The 16,669-nt window shown below is 75.3% G+C and carries 8 protein-coding genes; 4 read left to right on the plus strand and 4 right to left on the minus strand.

Annotated features, from left to right (window positions below; genetic code table 11):
* The first annotated feature begins 116 nt into the window (after positions 1–116).
* Both SLAV_RS02795 and SLAV_RS02800 read left to right on the plus strand, forming a co-directional pair.
* Positions 117–995, plus strand: a complete 879-nt coding sequence (locus tag SLAV_RS02795) for a MurR/RpiR family transcriptional regulator (protein ID WP_037688130.1) — start codon at positions 117–119, stop codon at positions 993–995.
* A gap of 47 nt (positions 996–1,042) precedes the next feature.
* Positions 1,043–1,987, plus strand: coding sequence for an N-acetylglucosamine kinase (locus SLAV_RS02800; RefSeq protein ID WP_030237070.1), 945 nt, complete (start codon positions 1,043–1,045; stop codon positions 1,985–1,987).
* A 56-nt stretch (positions 1,988–2,043) separates the two neighbouring features.
* Here the strand turns inward: SLAV_RS02800 and SLAV_RS02805 are convergent, their stop codons facing one another.
* The gene (locus tag SLAV_RS02805; RefSeq protein ID WP_030237072.1) at positions 2,044–3,156 is read right to left on the minus strand and encodes an ABC transporter substrate-binding protein; all 1,113 of its coding nucleotides are present in this window, start codon (positions 3,154–3,156) and stop codon (positions 2,044–2,046) included.
* 180 nt (positions 3,157–3,336) lie between these two features.
* Here SLAV_RS02805 and SLAV_RS02810 point away from each other — a divergent pair, with 180 nt between their 5' ends.
* Together SLAV_RS02810 and SLAV_RS40800 are read left to right on the plus strand one after the other, a co-directional pair.
* Positions 3,337–3,876 (plus strand): GNAT family N-acetyltransferase, encoded by a 540-nt coding sequence (locus SLAV_RS02810; RefSeq protein ID WP_030237073.1) that lies wholly within the window; start codon positions 3,337–3,339, stop codon positions 3,874–3,876.
* 358 nt (positions 3,877–4,234) lie between these two features.
* A complete protein-coding gene (locus SLAV_RS40800; RefSeq protein ID WP_158740811.1) occupies positions 4,235–4,897 on the plus strand; it encodes a hypothetical protein in 663 nt (220 codons plus the stop codon).
* Between the two features lie 142 nt (positions 4,898–5,039).
* Here SLAV_RS40800 and SLAV_RS02820 read toward each other — a convergent pair whose 3' ends face one another.
* The 3 genes from SLAV_RS02820 to SLAV_RS02830 form a co-directional block, all read right to left on the minus strand.
* A complete protein-coding gene (locus SLAV_RS02820; protein ID WP_051841282.1) occupies positions 5,040–5,537 on the minus strand; it encodes a hypothetical protein in 498 nt (165 codons plus the stop codon).
* A gap of 52 nt (positions 5,538–5,589) precedes the next feature.
* Complete coding sequence (locus SLAV_RS02825) at positions 5,590–6,369, minus strand: thioesterase II family protein (protein ID WP_030237077.1); 780 nt, start codon at positions 6,367–6,369, stop codon at positions 5,590–5,592.
* 65 nt (positions 6,370–6,434) lie between these two features.
* Positions 6,435–16,592 carry a type I polyketide synthase gene (locus SLAV_RS02830; RefSeq protein WP_100660762.1) on the minus strand — a complete coding sequence of 3,386 codons (10,158 nt, stop codon included), beginning with the start codon at positions 16,590–16,592 and terminating at the stop codon, positions 6,435–6,437.
* Between the last annotated feature and the right edge of the window lie 77 nt (positions 16,593–16,669).

A 16,669-nucleotide genomic window follows, 5' to 3' on the forward strand; every position in this document is an offset into this window, starting at 1 on the left:
GCCGCGGCCCGCGACGAAGAAGAATTCTCCGTCGAGGGCAACACTTTCGGCGCCGGGAGCCGGAACGGTCAAGGTTCTTGACGGGCGCGCGTCAAGTTGGCGGATAATTGTTCTTCATGGACCAGATACTCGACCGCGTCCGCGCGCTCCGGGGCGAACTCCCCGACGCGCAGCGGGCCCTCGCCGTCTTCATCCTCGACGACCCGGCCGGCGCCTCCGCCCGGACGATCCTCGAACTGGCCGCCGCCGTGGGCGTGTCCACCGGGAGCATCACCAGGCTCTGCCGCGCCCTCGGACTCGCGGGCTACTCCCAGCTGCGCCTCGCGCTCGCCGCCGACCAGGGCGCCCGGGACGCCCGGGGCACCACCTGGCGCGAGGACATCGGCACCGACATCGGCGCGCACGACTCCGTCGAGCAGGTCGCCGCGGCCGTGGCGGCGACGGTCTCGGGCGTGGTGACCCGCACCGTCGAGGGCCTCGACCTCGCGGTGCTGGAAGAGGCCGCCGACCGGATCGCGGCCGCCCGCCGGATCGAACTCTTCGGGGTCGGCGGCAGCGGCACCATGGCCGTGGAGTTCCAGCAGCGGCTGTACCGGATCGGCCTGCCCGTCTGGTCCTGGAGCGACACCCATGTGGCGCTGACGGGCGCCGCCGTCCTCGGCCGCGACGACGTGGCCCTCGTCCTCTCGCACAGCGGCGGCACCCGCGAGCCCCGTGACGTCCTGGCGGAGGCCGCTTCCCGGGGCGCCACCACGATCGCCGTGACCGACGTCCCCGCGTCGCCGCTCGCCGCGCACGCGGATCTGATCCTCGCCACCCGGGTGCGCGCCACCGGTCTCAGGTCGGAGGCCGTCCTGGCCCGCCACGCGCAGATGGCCGTCCTCGACGTGCTCTACGTGGCCGTGGCCCAGCGTACGTACGACAGCACGACCGTGGCGATGGCGGCCACGCAGGAGGCGGTCCGGCCCTACCGTGGCGACGGCGGCGGGAACTGACGGCCCGGGAGGCCGCCCGCGCGCCCTGGACGAGTGGGAGGCGGGACATGACGCTGGTGCTGGGGATCGACGGCGGGGGCTCCACCCTGCGCGCGGCGGTCGCGGACGCCCGTGGCGGGCCGCCTCTGGCCATGTCGGCGGCGGGGGCGGGCAACGCCCGGAGCGTGCCGGAGACGGTGCTCGCGGAGCGGCTGGCGCAGGTCGTCGCGGAGGCGGTGCCCCCGGGGCGGGCGGCGGACGTGCGCTGCGTCGTCGCCGGGTTCGCCGGGTCCGGGGTGCCCGGGCGGGCGGGCGACCGCGGGCAGGGCGTGGCCGGGCGGGCGCTGTCGGCCGCCCTGCTCCGCAACGGGGTGACCGGAGCCCGTGTGCGCGTCGCCGCCGACTCCGAGATCGCCTTCGCCGGGGCCCCGGGCACTCCGCCGGACGGCCTCGTGGTCATCTCGGGCACGGGCGCGGCCGCCGCCCGGATGCGGGACCACCGCCTCGCCGCGACCGCGGACGGCTGCGGCTGGCTGACCGGCGACGACGGGAGCGGCTTCTGGATCGCCCGTGAGGGCGTACGCCGCGCCCTGCGCGCGGCCGACGGGCGCGGGCCCGCGACGCTGCTGGTCGACCGGTTGGCCGAGGCGTTCGACGCACCTGCCGCGGACCCGGTGTCGGTGCGGTTCGCCCTCGTCGACGGCGCCCTCGCCGCGTCCGGACCCGCCTTGGCACGGTACTGCCCCGTGGTGGTCGGGGCGGCCGTCGACGGGGACGCGGTGGCGGGCCGGATCCTCGACGAAGCCGCCGACCTGCTCGCCGAGAGCGCGCGGGCCCTGCGGCCGCGACACGGCGAACCCCTGGTCACGGCGGGAGGGCTGCTGGGACGGCGGGGCCCGCTGCTGGAGCGCTTCACCCGCCGCGCGTCCCGGTGGGAGCTGGTCCCGCATCCGGTGCGGGACGGGCTCGCGGGGGCGGTGGCGCTCGCCCGGACGTTGCCCCTCCAGCCGTAGGGCGGTTGCCGTTCCCCGTACGGGGGGCGGCCGGGCCGGGAGGGACCGGGGGTGGTTCAGCCGGTGTGGCGGATCCGGAAGCGGGCGGGGTCCGACGGATCCCGGTCGACGACCTGGACCGGCGCCCAGGCCCACTGCCAGACGCCGATGCCCGGGGTACGGGAGAACCGGATCCGCCCGCGGGTGCCTTCGACCCTGACGTGCGGCCAGGACGCGGCGATGCCCGCCCGGTCCGGGCCGTGGGAACGCAGCACGCCGGCGAGGACGGTGACCGTGTCGTAGCCCTCGAAGGCGACGAAGGAGGGCTCTTCGGCCAGCCGCTCGCGCAGAGCCTTCCCGACCCGTGTGCCGAGCGGGCCGAAGCGCTCGGGCAGGTAGCGCAGGAACGGGACCCCGGCGCCGAGGGGGCCCAGCAGCTGCGCCCATTGCGGGAACTCCGGCTGCCCGGCCGGAGCGCCGATCAGGACCCCGTCGAGGCGCCGGTCCCGGCGGACGTGCTCGACGATCGGTACGGCCGGCTCCGGATGGCCGGCCAGCAGGAGGAGGGCCGTCGCCCGGTGGTCGACGAGTGCCTCGCACACGGCCCCGGGGTCGAGCTCACGCACGTCGAGTTCGATGACGGTGGCACCGTGGGGCGCGAGGTGCTCCCGCAGGACGCGGGTCCCAGACGCCCAGTAGACGCTCGGATCGACCGCCACGGCGATGCGGCGGTGACCGGCTGCGAGGAGGAAGTCGGCGTAGATCCGCCAGCCGTGGGACTGTGCCGGTGCGAGGCGCGCGACCCAGGGCGTCGGCCGTTCGGTGAGCGCGTCGAGGACCGCCGACGAGCAGAGGAACGGCAGGCCGAGGGCGTCCGCCCGGGCGGCGGCCGTCCGGGCGACGACGCTGTGGTACTCCCCCACCACGGCGGCCACGCCCAGCCGGTGCAGGTCCTCGACGGCCGCCGCGGCCCGCTGCGGATCGGCCGCGGTGTCCCGGACCACCAGCTCCAGGGGGCTTCCCGAGATCCCACCGGCGTCGTTGACCTCGCGCACGGCCAGATCGACTCCGGCGAGCAGGTGCCGCCCCGCTTCGACCCAGCCGGGCCGGGTCAGCGGAACGAGGGCGCCGATGCGGAGGGGGGATCCCTCGGTCCGTACCGCCGCGGAAGACGAAGGGGGTGTGTTCATGCGGTGGCGTCTCCCGTGTGGCGATCCGGCCGGGGTGTGCTCCGGCGACCGTGCGGGACATTGCATCCACCCCTTGACCGGGCCGCAACCGATTATCCGTTCGCCGGGCCGTGGGCGGCGGGACCGTCGACGGTGAAAACCGGTCGACACGGCTGCCGTGCGGGGCGTTTGCTGGCCGGCATGTCAGAGCTGCGTACCGACCGTCTTCTGCTCCGCCGGTGGCGGGATCACGATCTCGGACCTTGGGCGGCCATGAACGCCGACCCCGAGGTGCGGGAACATCTGGGGGAACCGCTCACGCGGAAGCAGAGCGATGACGAGGTGGCGCGCATGCGCGCGGAGTTCGACGCGCGGGGCTTCGGCTGGTGGGCACTCGAATCACGGGGCACCGGTGAGTTCCTCGGGCGCGCCGGGCTGGACGCGGTGGACGGTGGTATGCCGTTCGCGGGGGTGGATGTCGGGTGGCGATTGGTACGTTCGGCGTGGGGACACGGCTACGCCACCGAGGCCGGCCTCGCCTGCCTGGCCTTCGGCTTCGAGTCCCTCGGACTGCCGGAGATCCTCGCCTCGACGACCGTCGGCAACCTCCGTTCCCAGGCGGTGATGCGCCGCATCGGGATGACCCGCAACCCGGCTGACGACTTCGAGGACCCGAGCGTGCCGGAGGGGCCGCTCCGCCGTTGTGTGCTGTACCGGGCCCGTGCGGGAAGCAGACGCTGACGCGCATCACGACGGGGCCGGTGCGACCCCGCCGCCGAAGTCCACCGCCTCCGCACCGGGCCGTCCGGGCGAGGCCGAGGGCAGGGCCCGTCCGGTACTCCGGCTCGACGACGGCCGCGGCCGGCTCGTGGCGGTCTTCGAGACCTCCCGGCCGCGGACGGAGGTGGTCCTCGCCCCCGGCAGGGCGGTGTGTACGTGGACGACAAGGCCCGCGTGACGTACTGGAACAGCAGCGCGGAGGCCGCCGTGTCGCCGCTGTCCGCCCACTGACGGGGCCGCGTGGGCGCGAACGCGCACGAGGGCCCGCTCCAGGGGGCCGGTCCCCGGCGGGGCGGGCGCCGACGCTAGCGTGATCACCATGTACGAGATCAAGGGCGTGAGAGCCACGCCGGGCGGACGTATCAGCGTCCGGTTCCACCAGCACGGCTACGTCGAAAGACCGGACCGGCGCGCCGGCCGCGTCGCCGAGACACTCTTCGGTGAGGGAGCCGGGTGCCTCACCGCACTGGTGCTGCTCGCATCGGTGGGCCTGTTCACCCTGCTCCGCAAGAACGGGGCGCCGGAGGCGGCCGTCACGGCCTGCATGTGGGTGTTCGTCGTGGCGGTCTGCTACGGCGCGGTCATCGCCCTGTTGCACTGGGCCTCCGGGGTCGCCGACGTCCTGTTGATCGCGGTGACGTTCCCGGCGCTGCTGATCCCGGGCTACCGGCGCATGCTGCTGCGCCGCTGGCGCGGCGGTGCTCCGGAGAGCGAGCCGGGGTGGGTTCCGGGGGCCGCTCTCTCCGGGGTGTGGCACCAGGTGGACCCGCAGGGCGGCGCCGTGGTGACGGTCCAGCGGACCGACGGATCCGTCACCGCGTACGTTCCCCCGGCCGACAAGGCCCGCAACCTGCACGACCACTTCGACACACTGCTGCGCCAGGGCCGCCCGGCCCCGGCCCCGTATCAGCAGCCGGCCTACGGCGCTCCGGGGTACCCGCCCCAGCCCTGGCAGGGGAACCCGGGCCACCGGCACGACTGACCCGGCCCCACCCAGCCACCCGCTACGCGGCCCGCTCCGGCGGCGGGCCGCTCGGCCGGTCACGAGAATCCTGATCACGATCACGCCGACCGTGGGCGCGCGTGCGGTATGCCCGGCCGTGGAGTTCGGCGCAGGACCGTGGTCAGAAGGGTGGGGAGTCCGTCGTCAGGGCGGCGAGCCAGGTGGTGTACTCGGCCCGGCGGGGGCAGGTGGCGGTGGCGCGGGGGGTGGCCCGGCAGGCGCCCGGTCGGCAGTCCTCGGGGCTGCGGTCGCCGTGGAATGGGGTGCTGCCGAGGGGCGCCGCGCCCTGACGCGGCGTGAGGTCGGCGTCCCCGAGCGCGGGCAGCAGCAGGAGCAGGCGGGTGTCGGGATCGGTGGTGGTTCCGCCGGGCAGGCCGTTGTCCGCGGCGCCGATCAGCTCGGGCCAGGACAGGCCCGGTCCCCTCCAGTGGCCGTCGTCCCGGGCGAGGAACTCGGCGTGCTCCCAGTCGGGGTGGGTGATCAGGTAGTGGACGCCCGCGTCGTCCCCGGCGTTCTCGGAGGACGTGCAGGCCCAGTCCGTCCGCCACCGGAACGGTGAACACGGGCCGGTCGCGGGTGATGGCTCGGGCGTGGGTGCACGTCCGCCATGATCGCCCAAGCGTCCGCGGTGGCGCCGGGCGGGAACGCGGAGTTCCCGCCCGCGGACGGGGTCAGGGGGTCACGGGCGTGCGGAGGTGGTCCGTCATGGTGCGGATCACCTCGGCCTGGTCGCGTACCAGGTAGAAGTGCCCCCGGGAGAAGACCTTCAGGGTGAACGGGCCTTCGGTGTGCGCGGCCCAGGCCGCCGCCTCCTGCGGCGTCACCTTCGGGTCCTCGCTGCCGATCATGGCGACCAGGGGGCAGTGCAACGGCTCCCCCGGCTCGGGGGCGTAGGTTTCGGCGGCCCGGTAGTCGGCGCGGATGGCCGGGAGGATCATCCGGAGCACCTCCTCGTCCCCGAGCAGCTGTGTGTCGGTGCCGCTGAGGCTCTTGACCTCCTCGATCAGACCGCGCTCGTCGCGCAGGTGAACGGTCTCGTGGCGGGGCGCCGACGGGGCCCGGCGTCCCGAGGCGAAGAGCGCCGCCGCGACGATGCCCTTCTCGCGTTCGAAACGGCGCGCGACCTCGTAGGCCACCGAGGCGCCCATGCTGTGGCCGAAGAACGCCAACGGCCGGTCCGCCCAGGGCAGCAGTGCGGTGAACACCCGGTCGGCGAGTTCCGGGACGCTGTCGATCAGGGGCTCGGCTCGGCGGTCCTGGCGGCCGGGGTACTGGACGCACAGGACGTCGGCGAAGTCCGGCATGGTCCGGGCCATGGGCAGGTAAAAGCTCGCGGAGCCGCCGGCGTGCGGCAGGCAGACCAGTCGCACGGCGGCGTCCGGCCTCGGCTGGAACCGGCGTGTCCACAGGCCGTTGTCGGTGGAGACGGGGGCGGGGGTCGGGGTGCTCATGGTGTCGGGTGGTTCCCTTCGGTGAAACGGGCGGAGCGGGGGGGAACGGGTGCGGTGTCGGCGGGTCAGGGCAGCTTGAGGACCCACTCGTCGACCGCGGTCGCCGTGGTCCGTGCGTGACGTTCCATCAGCGTGTAGTGGTCGCCGGGTACTTCGGTGACCTGCTGGGCGTGTTCGGGCGCCGGCGGCCGGTCGTCGGTCCCCTCCGCGCCGTCCGCCATCCGCTCCTCGGCGCGGACGACCAGGGTGGGGGCCTCGGCAACGGGGGCGTCCCAGTCCTCGAAGACGGCGAGGTAGCCGCCCATCGCGGTGAGCTGGGTGCCGGGTGCCGAGATGAAGTCGAAGCGCTCCGACTGTTCCCGTACGACCGCGGACTGGAACCGGTCGGCCATGCCCTCTTCGCGGGTGAAGCTGTCGAGCATCACGATGCCTTCGACGGGCCGCCCCAGCTCCTCCAGCCGACAGGCCACGGCGTGCGCCACCCAGCCTCCCGAGGAGTAGCCGACGAGCACCACGGGCTCCTCGCCGGCGCAGTCGGCGACGGCCCGGACGTGCACCTCGACGAGGGCCGCGACGTCCTGCGGCAGCGCCTCCCCCGGGCCGAAGCCCGGCTCGGGCAGGGCCCAGACGGTGCGCCGGCCGCCGAAGGCGGCGGCGAAGCGCGCGTACTGGTGCACCCCGGAGGGGGCCATGTAGGGGCCGAAGCAGATCAGTGGGGGCCCTTCGTCCCCGTGGGCCAGCCGGACCGGGACCGGCCTGTGGTCGGCGGCCGACGCGGCGTCGAAGACCGGTCGCAGCCGGGCCGCGGCGGTGAGCATCCCGATGCCCTCGGAGAGCCTGCCCAGTTCACCGGCCCGGCGGTAGAGGCCGACGAGCAGGTCGTCCTGCCCGTCGCGCGGGGCCGGTCCGGCCCCGTGGGGCCCGCCGGAGGCCTCCGCCAGGAGGGCCAGGAGCCGGGTGGCCACCGCCTCGGGGGTGGGGTGGTCGAAGACCAGGGTGCTGGGCAGTTTGAGGCCGGTGGCCCCGCCGAGGCGCTTGGCGAGCCGGACGGCGGTCAGCGAGTCGAAGCCGAGTTCCAGGAAGACGTCCCGTTCCCGTACGGCTTCGGCGGAGAGGTGGCCGAGTACGGCGGCGGCTTCGGAGCGTACGAAGTCCAGCACGGCCGCGTCGCGTTCGGTGGCGGGCAGGCCCGTCAGCCGGCGTACGAGGAGGGGTTCGCCGCCGGACTCCGCGTCCGCGCCCGTCTCCTCGGCGGCCAGCAGGAGGACCACCTCGGGCAGGCCGCCGAGCAGCGGGCTCGGCCGGGCGGCGGTGAAGCCGGGCAGGAAGCGCTTCCAGTCCACGTCGGCGACGATCACCGAGGTGTCCCCGTGATCGACCGCGCGGCGCAGGGCCAGTACGGCGAGTCCGGGGTCCATCGGGTCCAGGCCGCGCAGCCTCAGCCGTTCCTCGGCGGCCCGGTCGACCATGCCGCCGCCGCCCCAGGCGCCCCAGGCGATGGAGGTGGCGGCCAGGCCGCGCGCCCGCCGGTGTTCGGCGAGGGCGTCGAGGGAGGCGTTCGCCGCCGCGTAGGCGGACTGGGCGCCGCTGCCCCAGGCGGCGGCGCCGGAGGAGAACAGGACGAAGGCGTCCAGTGCGCGGTCTCCGAGCAGGGCGTCGAGGTGGGCCGCGCCGGCCGCCTTCGCGCCCATGACCTCGGCGGTCTCGGCCACGGTGGTGTCGGCGAGCAGGGCGGGCGTGCCGATGCCGGCGGCGTGGACCACGGCGCTCAGCGGCGGCAGGCCGGCGAGGGACTCCAGGAGCGCGCTCACCGCCGTCCGGTCGGCCATGTCGCAGGCGGCGAGCGTGACGCGGGCGCCCAGCGCCTCCAGTTCGGCGCGCAGCTCTTCGGCGCCTTCGGCGGCGGGGCCTCGTCGGCTGGTCAGCACCAGGTGTTCGGCTCCGGCGGCCGCCAGCCAGTGGGCGACCCGGCTCCCGATGAAGCCGGTGCCCCCGGTGACCAGTACGGTGCCGCGCGGCTGCCAGCCGGGCCCGGCGGGACTGTCGGTGTCGGTGGCGGTGTCGGTGGCGCGGACCATGCGGCGGGCGTGGGCGCCGTCGGCGCGAAGGGCGATCTGATCCTCCCCGGTGGCTCCGGAGAGGGCGGCGGCCAGTCGGCGTCCGGTCCAAGTGGCGGTGGCCCCTACGTCGGCGGGCAGGTCGACGAGGCCGCCCCAGCGTCCCGGGTGCTCCAGGGCCACGACGCGGCCCAGCGCGGCCACCGTCGCCTGGGGTACGGCGTGGACGGGGTCGGCGGGGCGGGTGGACACGGCGCCCCGGGTCACGCACCACAGGGGCGCGTCGACGTCGGCGTCGCCGAGGGCCTGCACGAGGAGCAGGGTGGTGGCGAGGCCGAGCGGGACGGCCGGGTGGTCGGGGTGGGCGTGGTCCGCGAGCGCGAGCAGGGACAGGACCCCGCGTACGCCGGGGCCCGCTTCCCGCAGCCTGTCGGCGAGGGTCTGGCGGTCCTCGTCACCGGTGACGGCCAGCCGGACGGTGTCGGCTCCGTGCGCGGCGAGGGCGTCGAGCGCCAGCTCCGCGGCCGGGTCCTCGAACCGGTCCCGGGGGACGACCGCGAGCCAGCGCCCGGTGAGGGAAGGCTGCGCCGTGTCGGGGACCGGCTTCCAGTCGATCCGGTAGCGCCAGGCCCGGGTGGCGGCCTCGTCGCGGCGGCCGCGGTGCCAGGCGTGCAGTGCGGGCAGCGCGGCGGCGAGGGTGGTGTCCTCGTCGAAGCGCAGTTCCTCGGTGAGGGAGGCCAGGTCCTCGCGTTCCACGGCTGCCCAGAACTCGGCGTCCGCGGCGGACTGCGGCGCCGGGGCCGTCCCGGCCGCCGCGTCGGGCGCGTCGAGCCAGTACCGCTGCCGCTGGAAGGGGTACGTGGGCAGTTCCGCGGGCGTACCCGTGGGGCCGCCGAACACCGCCGGCCAGTCGACCGGGACGCCGTGCGCGTGCGCCTCTCCGAGGGAGGCGAGGAAGCGCCGGGCGTCGCCGGCGGAGCGGGTCAGGGTCGGCACGACGGCTTCGGCGGCGCCGTCCGTGCGCGCGTCGTCGAGGGTGTCCTGGAGTCCGTACACCAGCACCGGGTGGGGGCTGATCTCGATGAAGACCCGGTGCCCGTCCGCGCGCAGGCGCCGGACGGCCTGCTCGAAGCGTACGGTCCGGCGCAGGTTGCGGTACCAGTACGCGGCGTCGGGCGCCGTGTCGAGCAGGTCGCCCGTCACGGTCGAGCAGAACGGGATCCGCGGCGCGTTCGGGACGAGCGGGGCGAGTTCCGCGGCGAGTTCCTCCCGCACCTCCTCGACCTGGGCGCAGTGCGAGGCCAGGTCCACCCTGACGCGCTTGGCCTGTACGCCGTCGGCCGCGCAGGCGTCGACGAGTTCGGCGAGGGCCTGCGGGTCGCCTGCGACGACGACGGTGCGCGGCCCGTTGACGGCGGCCACGGCGAGGCGGCCGTCCCAGGCGGAGATGCGCTCGGTGACCTCGGCCTCGGACCGCGGGACCGACACCATGCCGCCGCGTCCGGCCAGCCGGGCGAGCAGGGCGCTGCGGCGTGCCACGAGCCGGGCGCCGTCCTCCAGGGTCAGTGCCCCGGCGACGACGGCGGCCGCTATCTCGCCCTGCGAGTGGCCGACGACGGCGGCCGGGCGGACCCCGCACGCCTGCCAGAGTTCGGCGAGGGCCACCATCACCGCCCACAGCACCGGCTGGATCACTTCGGGGCCCTCCAGCGCGGGGGCTCCGTCCGCGCCCCGCAGGACGTCGTCGAGGGACCAGTCCACGTAGGGGGCGAGCGCTTCGCCGCAGGCGGTGATCCGGTCGCGGAAGACGGGCGAGGTGTCGAGGAGCCCGGTGGCCATGCCCGCCCACTGGGAACCCTGGCCGGGGAAGACGAACACCGGCTGGGCGGGGGATCCGGCCGAACCGCGGACCGCGAGCTCGTGGGAGCCGCCGGAGGCGAGCGCCTCCAGGGCCGCGACCATCTCCTCGCGGTCCCCGCCGACCACCACGGCGCGTTCGTCGAACAGCGTACGGGTGGTGGCGAGGGCGTACCCGATGTCGCGCGGCCGGGTACCGTCCTCGCGCAGCAGCGCGGCGAGGCGCCCCGCCTGCTGCTCCAGTGCCGCTCCCGTGCGGGCGGACAGCGGCAGGGGTACGGCCGCCGCTCCGGCCGGGGGCCGGGGGGCGGGCTCCTCGGGACCCGGCTGCGGTGCTTCCGGTGCCTCCCCTGCCTCCGGGGCTTCTTCGATGATGACGTGGGCGTTGGTCCCGCTCATCCCGAAGGAGGAGACCGCGGCCCGGCGGGGGTGCTCGGCGGGGTCCCAGGCGATGGGCTCGGTCAGCAGCCGGACGGCGCCCGCGCTCCAGTCGACGTGCGGGGTCGGTTCGCCGGCGTGCAGGGTCCTGGGGAGCGTTCCGTGCCGCAGGGCCTGCACCATCTTGATGATGCCGCCCGCTCCGGCGGCGGCCTGGGTGTGCCCGATGTTGGACTTGAGGGAGCCCAGCCACAGCGGCCGGTCAGCGGGGCGGTCCTGGCCGTACGTGGCCAGCAGCGCCGAGGCCTCGATGGGGTCTCCGAGCCGGGTGCCCGTGCCGTGTCCCTCGACCGCGTCGACGTCGGCGGCGGACAGTCCGGCGTTGGCGAGGGCCTGGCGGATGACGAGTTGCTGGGCGCGGCCGCTGGGGGCGGTGAGGCCGTTGGAGGCGCCGTCCTGGTTGACGGCGCTGCCGCGGACGACGGCGAGGACGCGGTGTCCGTTGCGGCGGGCGTCGGACAGCCGCTCCACCAGCAGCATGCCGACGCCTTCGCCCCAGCCCGTGCCGTCGGCGTCGGCGGAGTACGCCTTGCAGCGGCCGTCGGCGGAGAGGGCGCGCTGGCGGCTGAACTCGACGAACGCTCCGGAGCTGGACATGACCGTCACCCCGCCGGCCAGCGCGAGTTCGCACTCGCCCTGCCGCAGGGCCTGGGCCGCCATGTGGAGGGCCACGAGGGAGGAGGAGCAGGCCGTGTCGACGGTGACGGCGGGTCCTTCGAGGCCGAGCGTGTAGGCGATCCGCCCGGAGGCGACGCTGGCGGCGTTGCCGGTGCCCAGGTAGCCCTCGACGTCCTCGGGGACGGCGATGCCGCGCCGGATGTAGTCCTGGTAGCCGGAGCCGACGAACACGCCGGTGCGGCTGCCGCGCACGCTCGCCGGATCGATGCCGGCCCGCTCGAAGGCTTCCCAGGACGTCTCCAGGAGGAGTCGCTGCTGGGGGTCCATGGCGGTCGCCTCGCGCGGCGAGATGCCGAAGAAGGCGGCGTCGAAGTCGGCGAGGTCGTAGAGGAATCCGCCGGCGCGGGCGTAGGTGGTGCCCGGGTGGTCGGGGTCCGGGTGGTAGAGGGCGTCCAGGTCCCAGCCGCGGTTGTCGGGGAAGACCGACATGGCGTCCGTGCCCTCGTCCACCAGCCGCCACAGCTCTTCGGGCGAGCGGACCCCTCCCGGGTAGCGGCAGCTCATGGCGACGATGGCGATCGGCTCGTCGTCGGCGCGTACGGGCGCGGCGGCGCTCCCGGCGGTGTCGGCGGTGCCGAGCAGTTCGACGAGCAGTGCGCCCGCGAGGTCGAGGACCGACGGGTAGTCGAACACCATGGTGGTGGGCAGCCGCAGTCCGGTGGCCTTGACGAGGCGGTTGCGCAGTTCGACGGCGGTCAGGGAGTCGAAGCCGAGGTCGCGGAAGGCCCGGCCCGGCTCGACGGCCTCGGGGCCCGGGTGTCCGAGCACGGACGCGGCCTCGGCCCGTACGAGTTCCACGAGGGTGCGGTCGCGTTCGGCCGGGTCGGCCCGGTCGAGGGCCCGGCGCAGGGCGTCGGTGGTGTCGGCCGCGCCGTCGGGGTGGCCGGGTCGTGCGACGGCCGCCTCGCGGACTTCGGGCAGGTCGGCGAGCAGGGGGCTGGGCCGGCCGACGGTGAAGGCGGGGGCGAAGCGCGCCCAGTCCACGTCGGCGACGGTCACGGCGGTCGCGTTGCGGGCGACGGCGCGTTCCAGCACGGTGAGGGCGGACGCGGCCGCCAGGGGGTCGAGGCCGCGCCGGCGGAGGTTCTCGGCGATCCCGGGACCGGCGGCCATGCCCGCGTCGGCCCAGGGTCCCCAGGCCAGGGCGGTGGCCGGCAGGCCGCGGGCCCGGCGGGCGGCGGCGAGCGCGTCCAGGTGGGCGTTGGCCGCGCTGTACGCGGCCTGGCCGCCCGCGCCCCACACTCCGGCGATGGAGGAGAACAGGACGAACGCGTCCAGTTCGGCGGGGCCGCCGGGGAGGGCGTCGAGGAGTTCGTCGAGGTGGACGGCGGCGGCGGCCTTCGCGGCCAGGACGCCGGCGAAGGCGGCCGGGTCGGTGTCGGCCAGCAGGGCGGTGGTGTCCACGCCCGCCGTGTGCACCACCGCGGTCAGGGGGCCGTCCGTGCCCGCCGGGTCCGTCAGGCCGGTGAGCAGCCGGGACAGCGCGTCACGGTCCGAGACGTCGCAGGCGGCCAGGGTCACGCGGGCGCCCAGCGCCTCCAGTTCGGCGCGCAGTTCCCCGGCGCCGTCGGCCGCGGGGCCGCGGCGGCTGGTGAGTACCAGGTGTTCGGCGCCCCGGGCGGCGAGCAGCCGGGCGACGTGCCCGCCCAGCGCGCCGGTCCCGCCGGTGATCAGCACGGTGCCGCGGGGGCGCCACTCCCCGGCGGTCCGGACGTCGTTCCGGCCGGCACGGGAGAGCCGGCGGGCGAACACCCCGTCGGCGCGGACGGCGAGCTGGTCTTCCGGGCCACCGGCGGTGAGGGCGGCGAGGATCCGGTCGGGTACGGGGCCGTCGCGGTGCGGGGGCAGGTCGAGGAGGCCGCCCCAGCGGCCGGGGTGCTCCAGGGCGGCCACCCGGCCGAGGCCCCAGATCTGGGCCTGGCCGGGGGCGGTCACCGGGTGGTCGTCGGGCGAGGTGGACACGGCTCCGCGCGTGGCGCACCACAGCGGCGCCCCGACGCCCGCGTCGCCGAGCGCCTGGAGCAGGGTCAGGGTGGCGGCGACGCCGCCGGTCAGGGCGGCCAGGCCCTCGACGGGGCGTTCGTCCAGTCCGAGCAACGAGACGACGGCACGCGGGGGCGTGGCGTCCGTGGCCCCGCGCAGCCGTGCGGTGAGCGTCTCCCGGTCCTCGGCGGCGTCGACGGTGAGGGAGGTGACGGCGCAGCCGTGTGCCGCGAGCGCGTCCCGGAGTCCGGCCGCGTCGCGTTCGGTGGCGCCGTCGTGGTCCGTGCCCGCGGGCAGGACCAGCAGCCAGTGGCCGTCGGCGGTCACGGTCGCGGGGTCGGTCGCCGGGTCGGGCAGGCGCTGCCAGGTGACCTCGTACTGCCAGTCCTCGATCGTGGACTGGCGGCCACCGGCGGCCGGGGCCGTTTCGAGCCAGTACTGCTCGCGCTGGAAGGCGTACGTGGGCAGGTCGACGCGGCGGGCGCCCCGTCCGGCGAGGAGGGCGGTCCAGTCGACGGGGATGCCGTGGACGTGGAGCCGGGCGAGGGCGGTGGTGACGGCCAGGCCCTCGGGGCGGTCGGCACGCAGTACGGGGATGACGGCGGCATCGGCGTCTTCGAGGACCGCCTGGGCCATGGCGGTGAGGACACCGCCCGGCCCGATCTCCAGGAAGGTGCCCACGCCTTCGTCGGCGAGGGAGGTGACGGCGTCGGCGAAGCGGACGGCCTCGCGGACGTGGCGCATCCAGTAGCCGACCGAGCAGAACTCCTCGGCCGATACCCGACCGCCGGTGAGGGTGGAGACGATCGGTACGCGCGGGGCCTCGAAGGTGACCGTTTCCAGGATCTGGCGGAAGTCGTCGAGCATCGGGTCCATCAGGGGCGAGTGGAAGGCGTGGGAGACGGTCAGCGCCTTCGTCTTGCGGCCGTCGGCCGAGAGACGGTCGACCAGTGCGGCCACCGCTTCCCCGGCGCCCGAAACCACCACTGCGGAAGGGCCGTTGACCGCGGCGATACCCGCACGGTCCTCGTACCCGGCGAGCAGGTCCCGTACCTCGGCCTCCGAGGCCTGCACCGCCACCATCACGCCCCCCGCCGGGAGCGCCTGCATCAGCCGGCCACGGGCGGCCACCAGCCGTGCCGCGTCGTCGAGCGAGAGCACTCCCGCCACGTGCGCTGCGGCGAACTCGCCCACCGAATGCCCGGCCAGGAAGTCCGGCCGGACGCCCCAGGACTCCACCAGCCGGAACAGCGCCACTTCGACGGCGAACAGCGCGGGCTGCGCGTAGGCGGTCCGGTCGAGCAGTCCGGGGTCCTCGCCGAACACGACGCCCTTCAGAGGACGTTCGAGGTGCGGGTCCAGTGCGGAGCAGACCGTGTCGAAGGCGTCGGCGAACACGGGAAAGGAGGCGTGCAGTTCGCTTCCGGTCCCGAGCCGCTGGCTCCCCTGTCCCGAGAAGAGGAACGCGGTGTCGCCGTCGCGGCCGCCGGTGCCCTCGACCACCTGCGCGGCGGCGGTCCCCTCGGCCAGGGCCCGCACCCCGGCAACGAGTGCGGGCAGGTCCGTGCCGACCACTGCGGCGCGGTGTTCCAGTGCGGCGCGCGAGGTCGCCAGGGAATGGGCCACGTCCACCGGGCTGACGTCGCCGAGGCCGAGGACGTGCGTCAGCAGCCGCTCCGCCTGCTCGCGCAGGGCCGCGCCGTTGCGTCCCGAGAGGGTCCACGCCACGGGTGCGGGGCCGGTGAGCGGATCGGTCCGGTCCTGCCCCGAGGGGGGTTCTTCGGCTTCGGGGGCCGGCGGGGCCTCTTCGATGATGGTGTGGGCGTTGGTCCCGCTGACGCCGAAGGAGGAGACCGCCGCCCGGCGGGGGCGGCCGTCCTCTCCCCAGGCGACGGGTTCGGTGAGCAGGCGTACCGTCCCGTCCGACCAGTCCACGTGCGGCGAGGGCTCCTCCGCGTGCAGGGTCCTGGGCAGGACGCCGTGGCGCATCGCCATGACCATCTTGATGATCCCGCCCACCCCGGCCGCCGCCTGGGTGTGCCCGATGTTCGACTTGAGCGACCCCAGCCACAAAGGCCGCTCGGCCGAACGCCCCCGCCCGTACGTCGCCAGCAACGCCTGCGCCTCGATCGGATCACCCAGCCGCGTCCCCGTCCCGTGCGCCTCCACCACATCCACATCGGCTGGAGACAGTCCGGCACCGGCGAGGGCCTGTTCGATCACCCGCTGCTGCGCCGGACCGTTCGGAGCCGTCAGACCATTCGAAGCACCGTCCTGATTGACCGCACTCCCCCGCACCACCGCAAGCACCGGATGCCCCAGACGCCGCGCATCCGACAGACGCTCCACCAACAGCATCCCGACACCCTCGCCCCAGCCCGTGCCGTCGGCCCCGGCGGCGAAGGACTTGCAGCGGCCGTCCACGGCGAGGCCCTGCTGGCGGCTGAACTCGGTGAACATGCCGGTGGCGGCCATGACGGCGGCCCCGCCGGCGAGCGCCATCGTGCACTCGCCCTGCCGCAGGGCCTGGACCGCAAGGTGCAGGGCGACCAGGGAGGAGGAGCATGCGGTGTCGACGGTCAGCGAAGGGCCTTCGAGGCCGAAGGTGTACGACACCCGGCCGGAGGCGACGCTGGGTGCGGTGCCGGTGAGCAGGAAGCCCTCCAGCTCTTCCCGGGTGTCGCCGCTGCCCGCGTAGCCCTGGTAGGCGAGGCCGACGAAGACGCCGGTCCGGGATCCCTTGACGGAGGTGGGGGCGATGCCCGCGCGTTCGAACGCCTCCCAGGCCACTTCGAGGAGCAGCCGCTGCTGCGGGTCGGTGGCGAGGGCCTCGCGGGGTGACATGCCGAAGAAGCCGGGGTCGAAGCGGCCCGCTTCGTGCAGGAACCCGCCCTCGCGAGTGTAGCACTTGCCGGGCGTGCCCGGATCCGGGTCGTACAGGCCATCGAGGTCCCAGCCCCGGTCGGTGGGGAAGCCGGTGACGGCGTCCGAGCCGCTCTCGACCAGTCGCCAGAGCGCTTCGGGGCTGTCCACCTGTCCGGGGTAGCGGCAGCTCATCGCCACGATGGCGATCGGCTCCTGGTCCTTCGCCTCCACCTCGTGGAGGCGGCGCCGGGTCTGCTTGAGGTCCGCCGTCACCCGCTTGAGGTAGTCCAGCAGTTTCTGTTCGTTCTCGTTCTGGCCGCTGAGGTCGTCGTGCTGGTTCTGCATGTGTCGTTCACCCGCCGGGAGTGTCAGTGAGGTGGTGCGGTGGTGCGGGCCGCGGAAGTGTGCACCGTGTGGTCCGG

This window comes from Streptomyces lavendulae subsp. lavendulae (genome assembly GCF_002803845.1).
GTDB classification, from domain to species: domain Bacteria; phylum Actinomycetota; class Actinomycetes; order Streptomycetales; family Streptomycetaceae; genus Streptomyces; species Streptomyces lavendulae.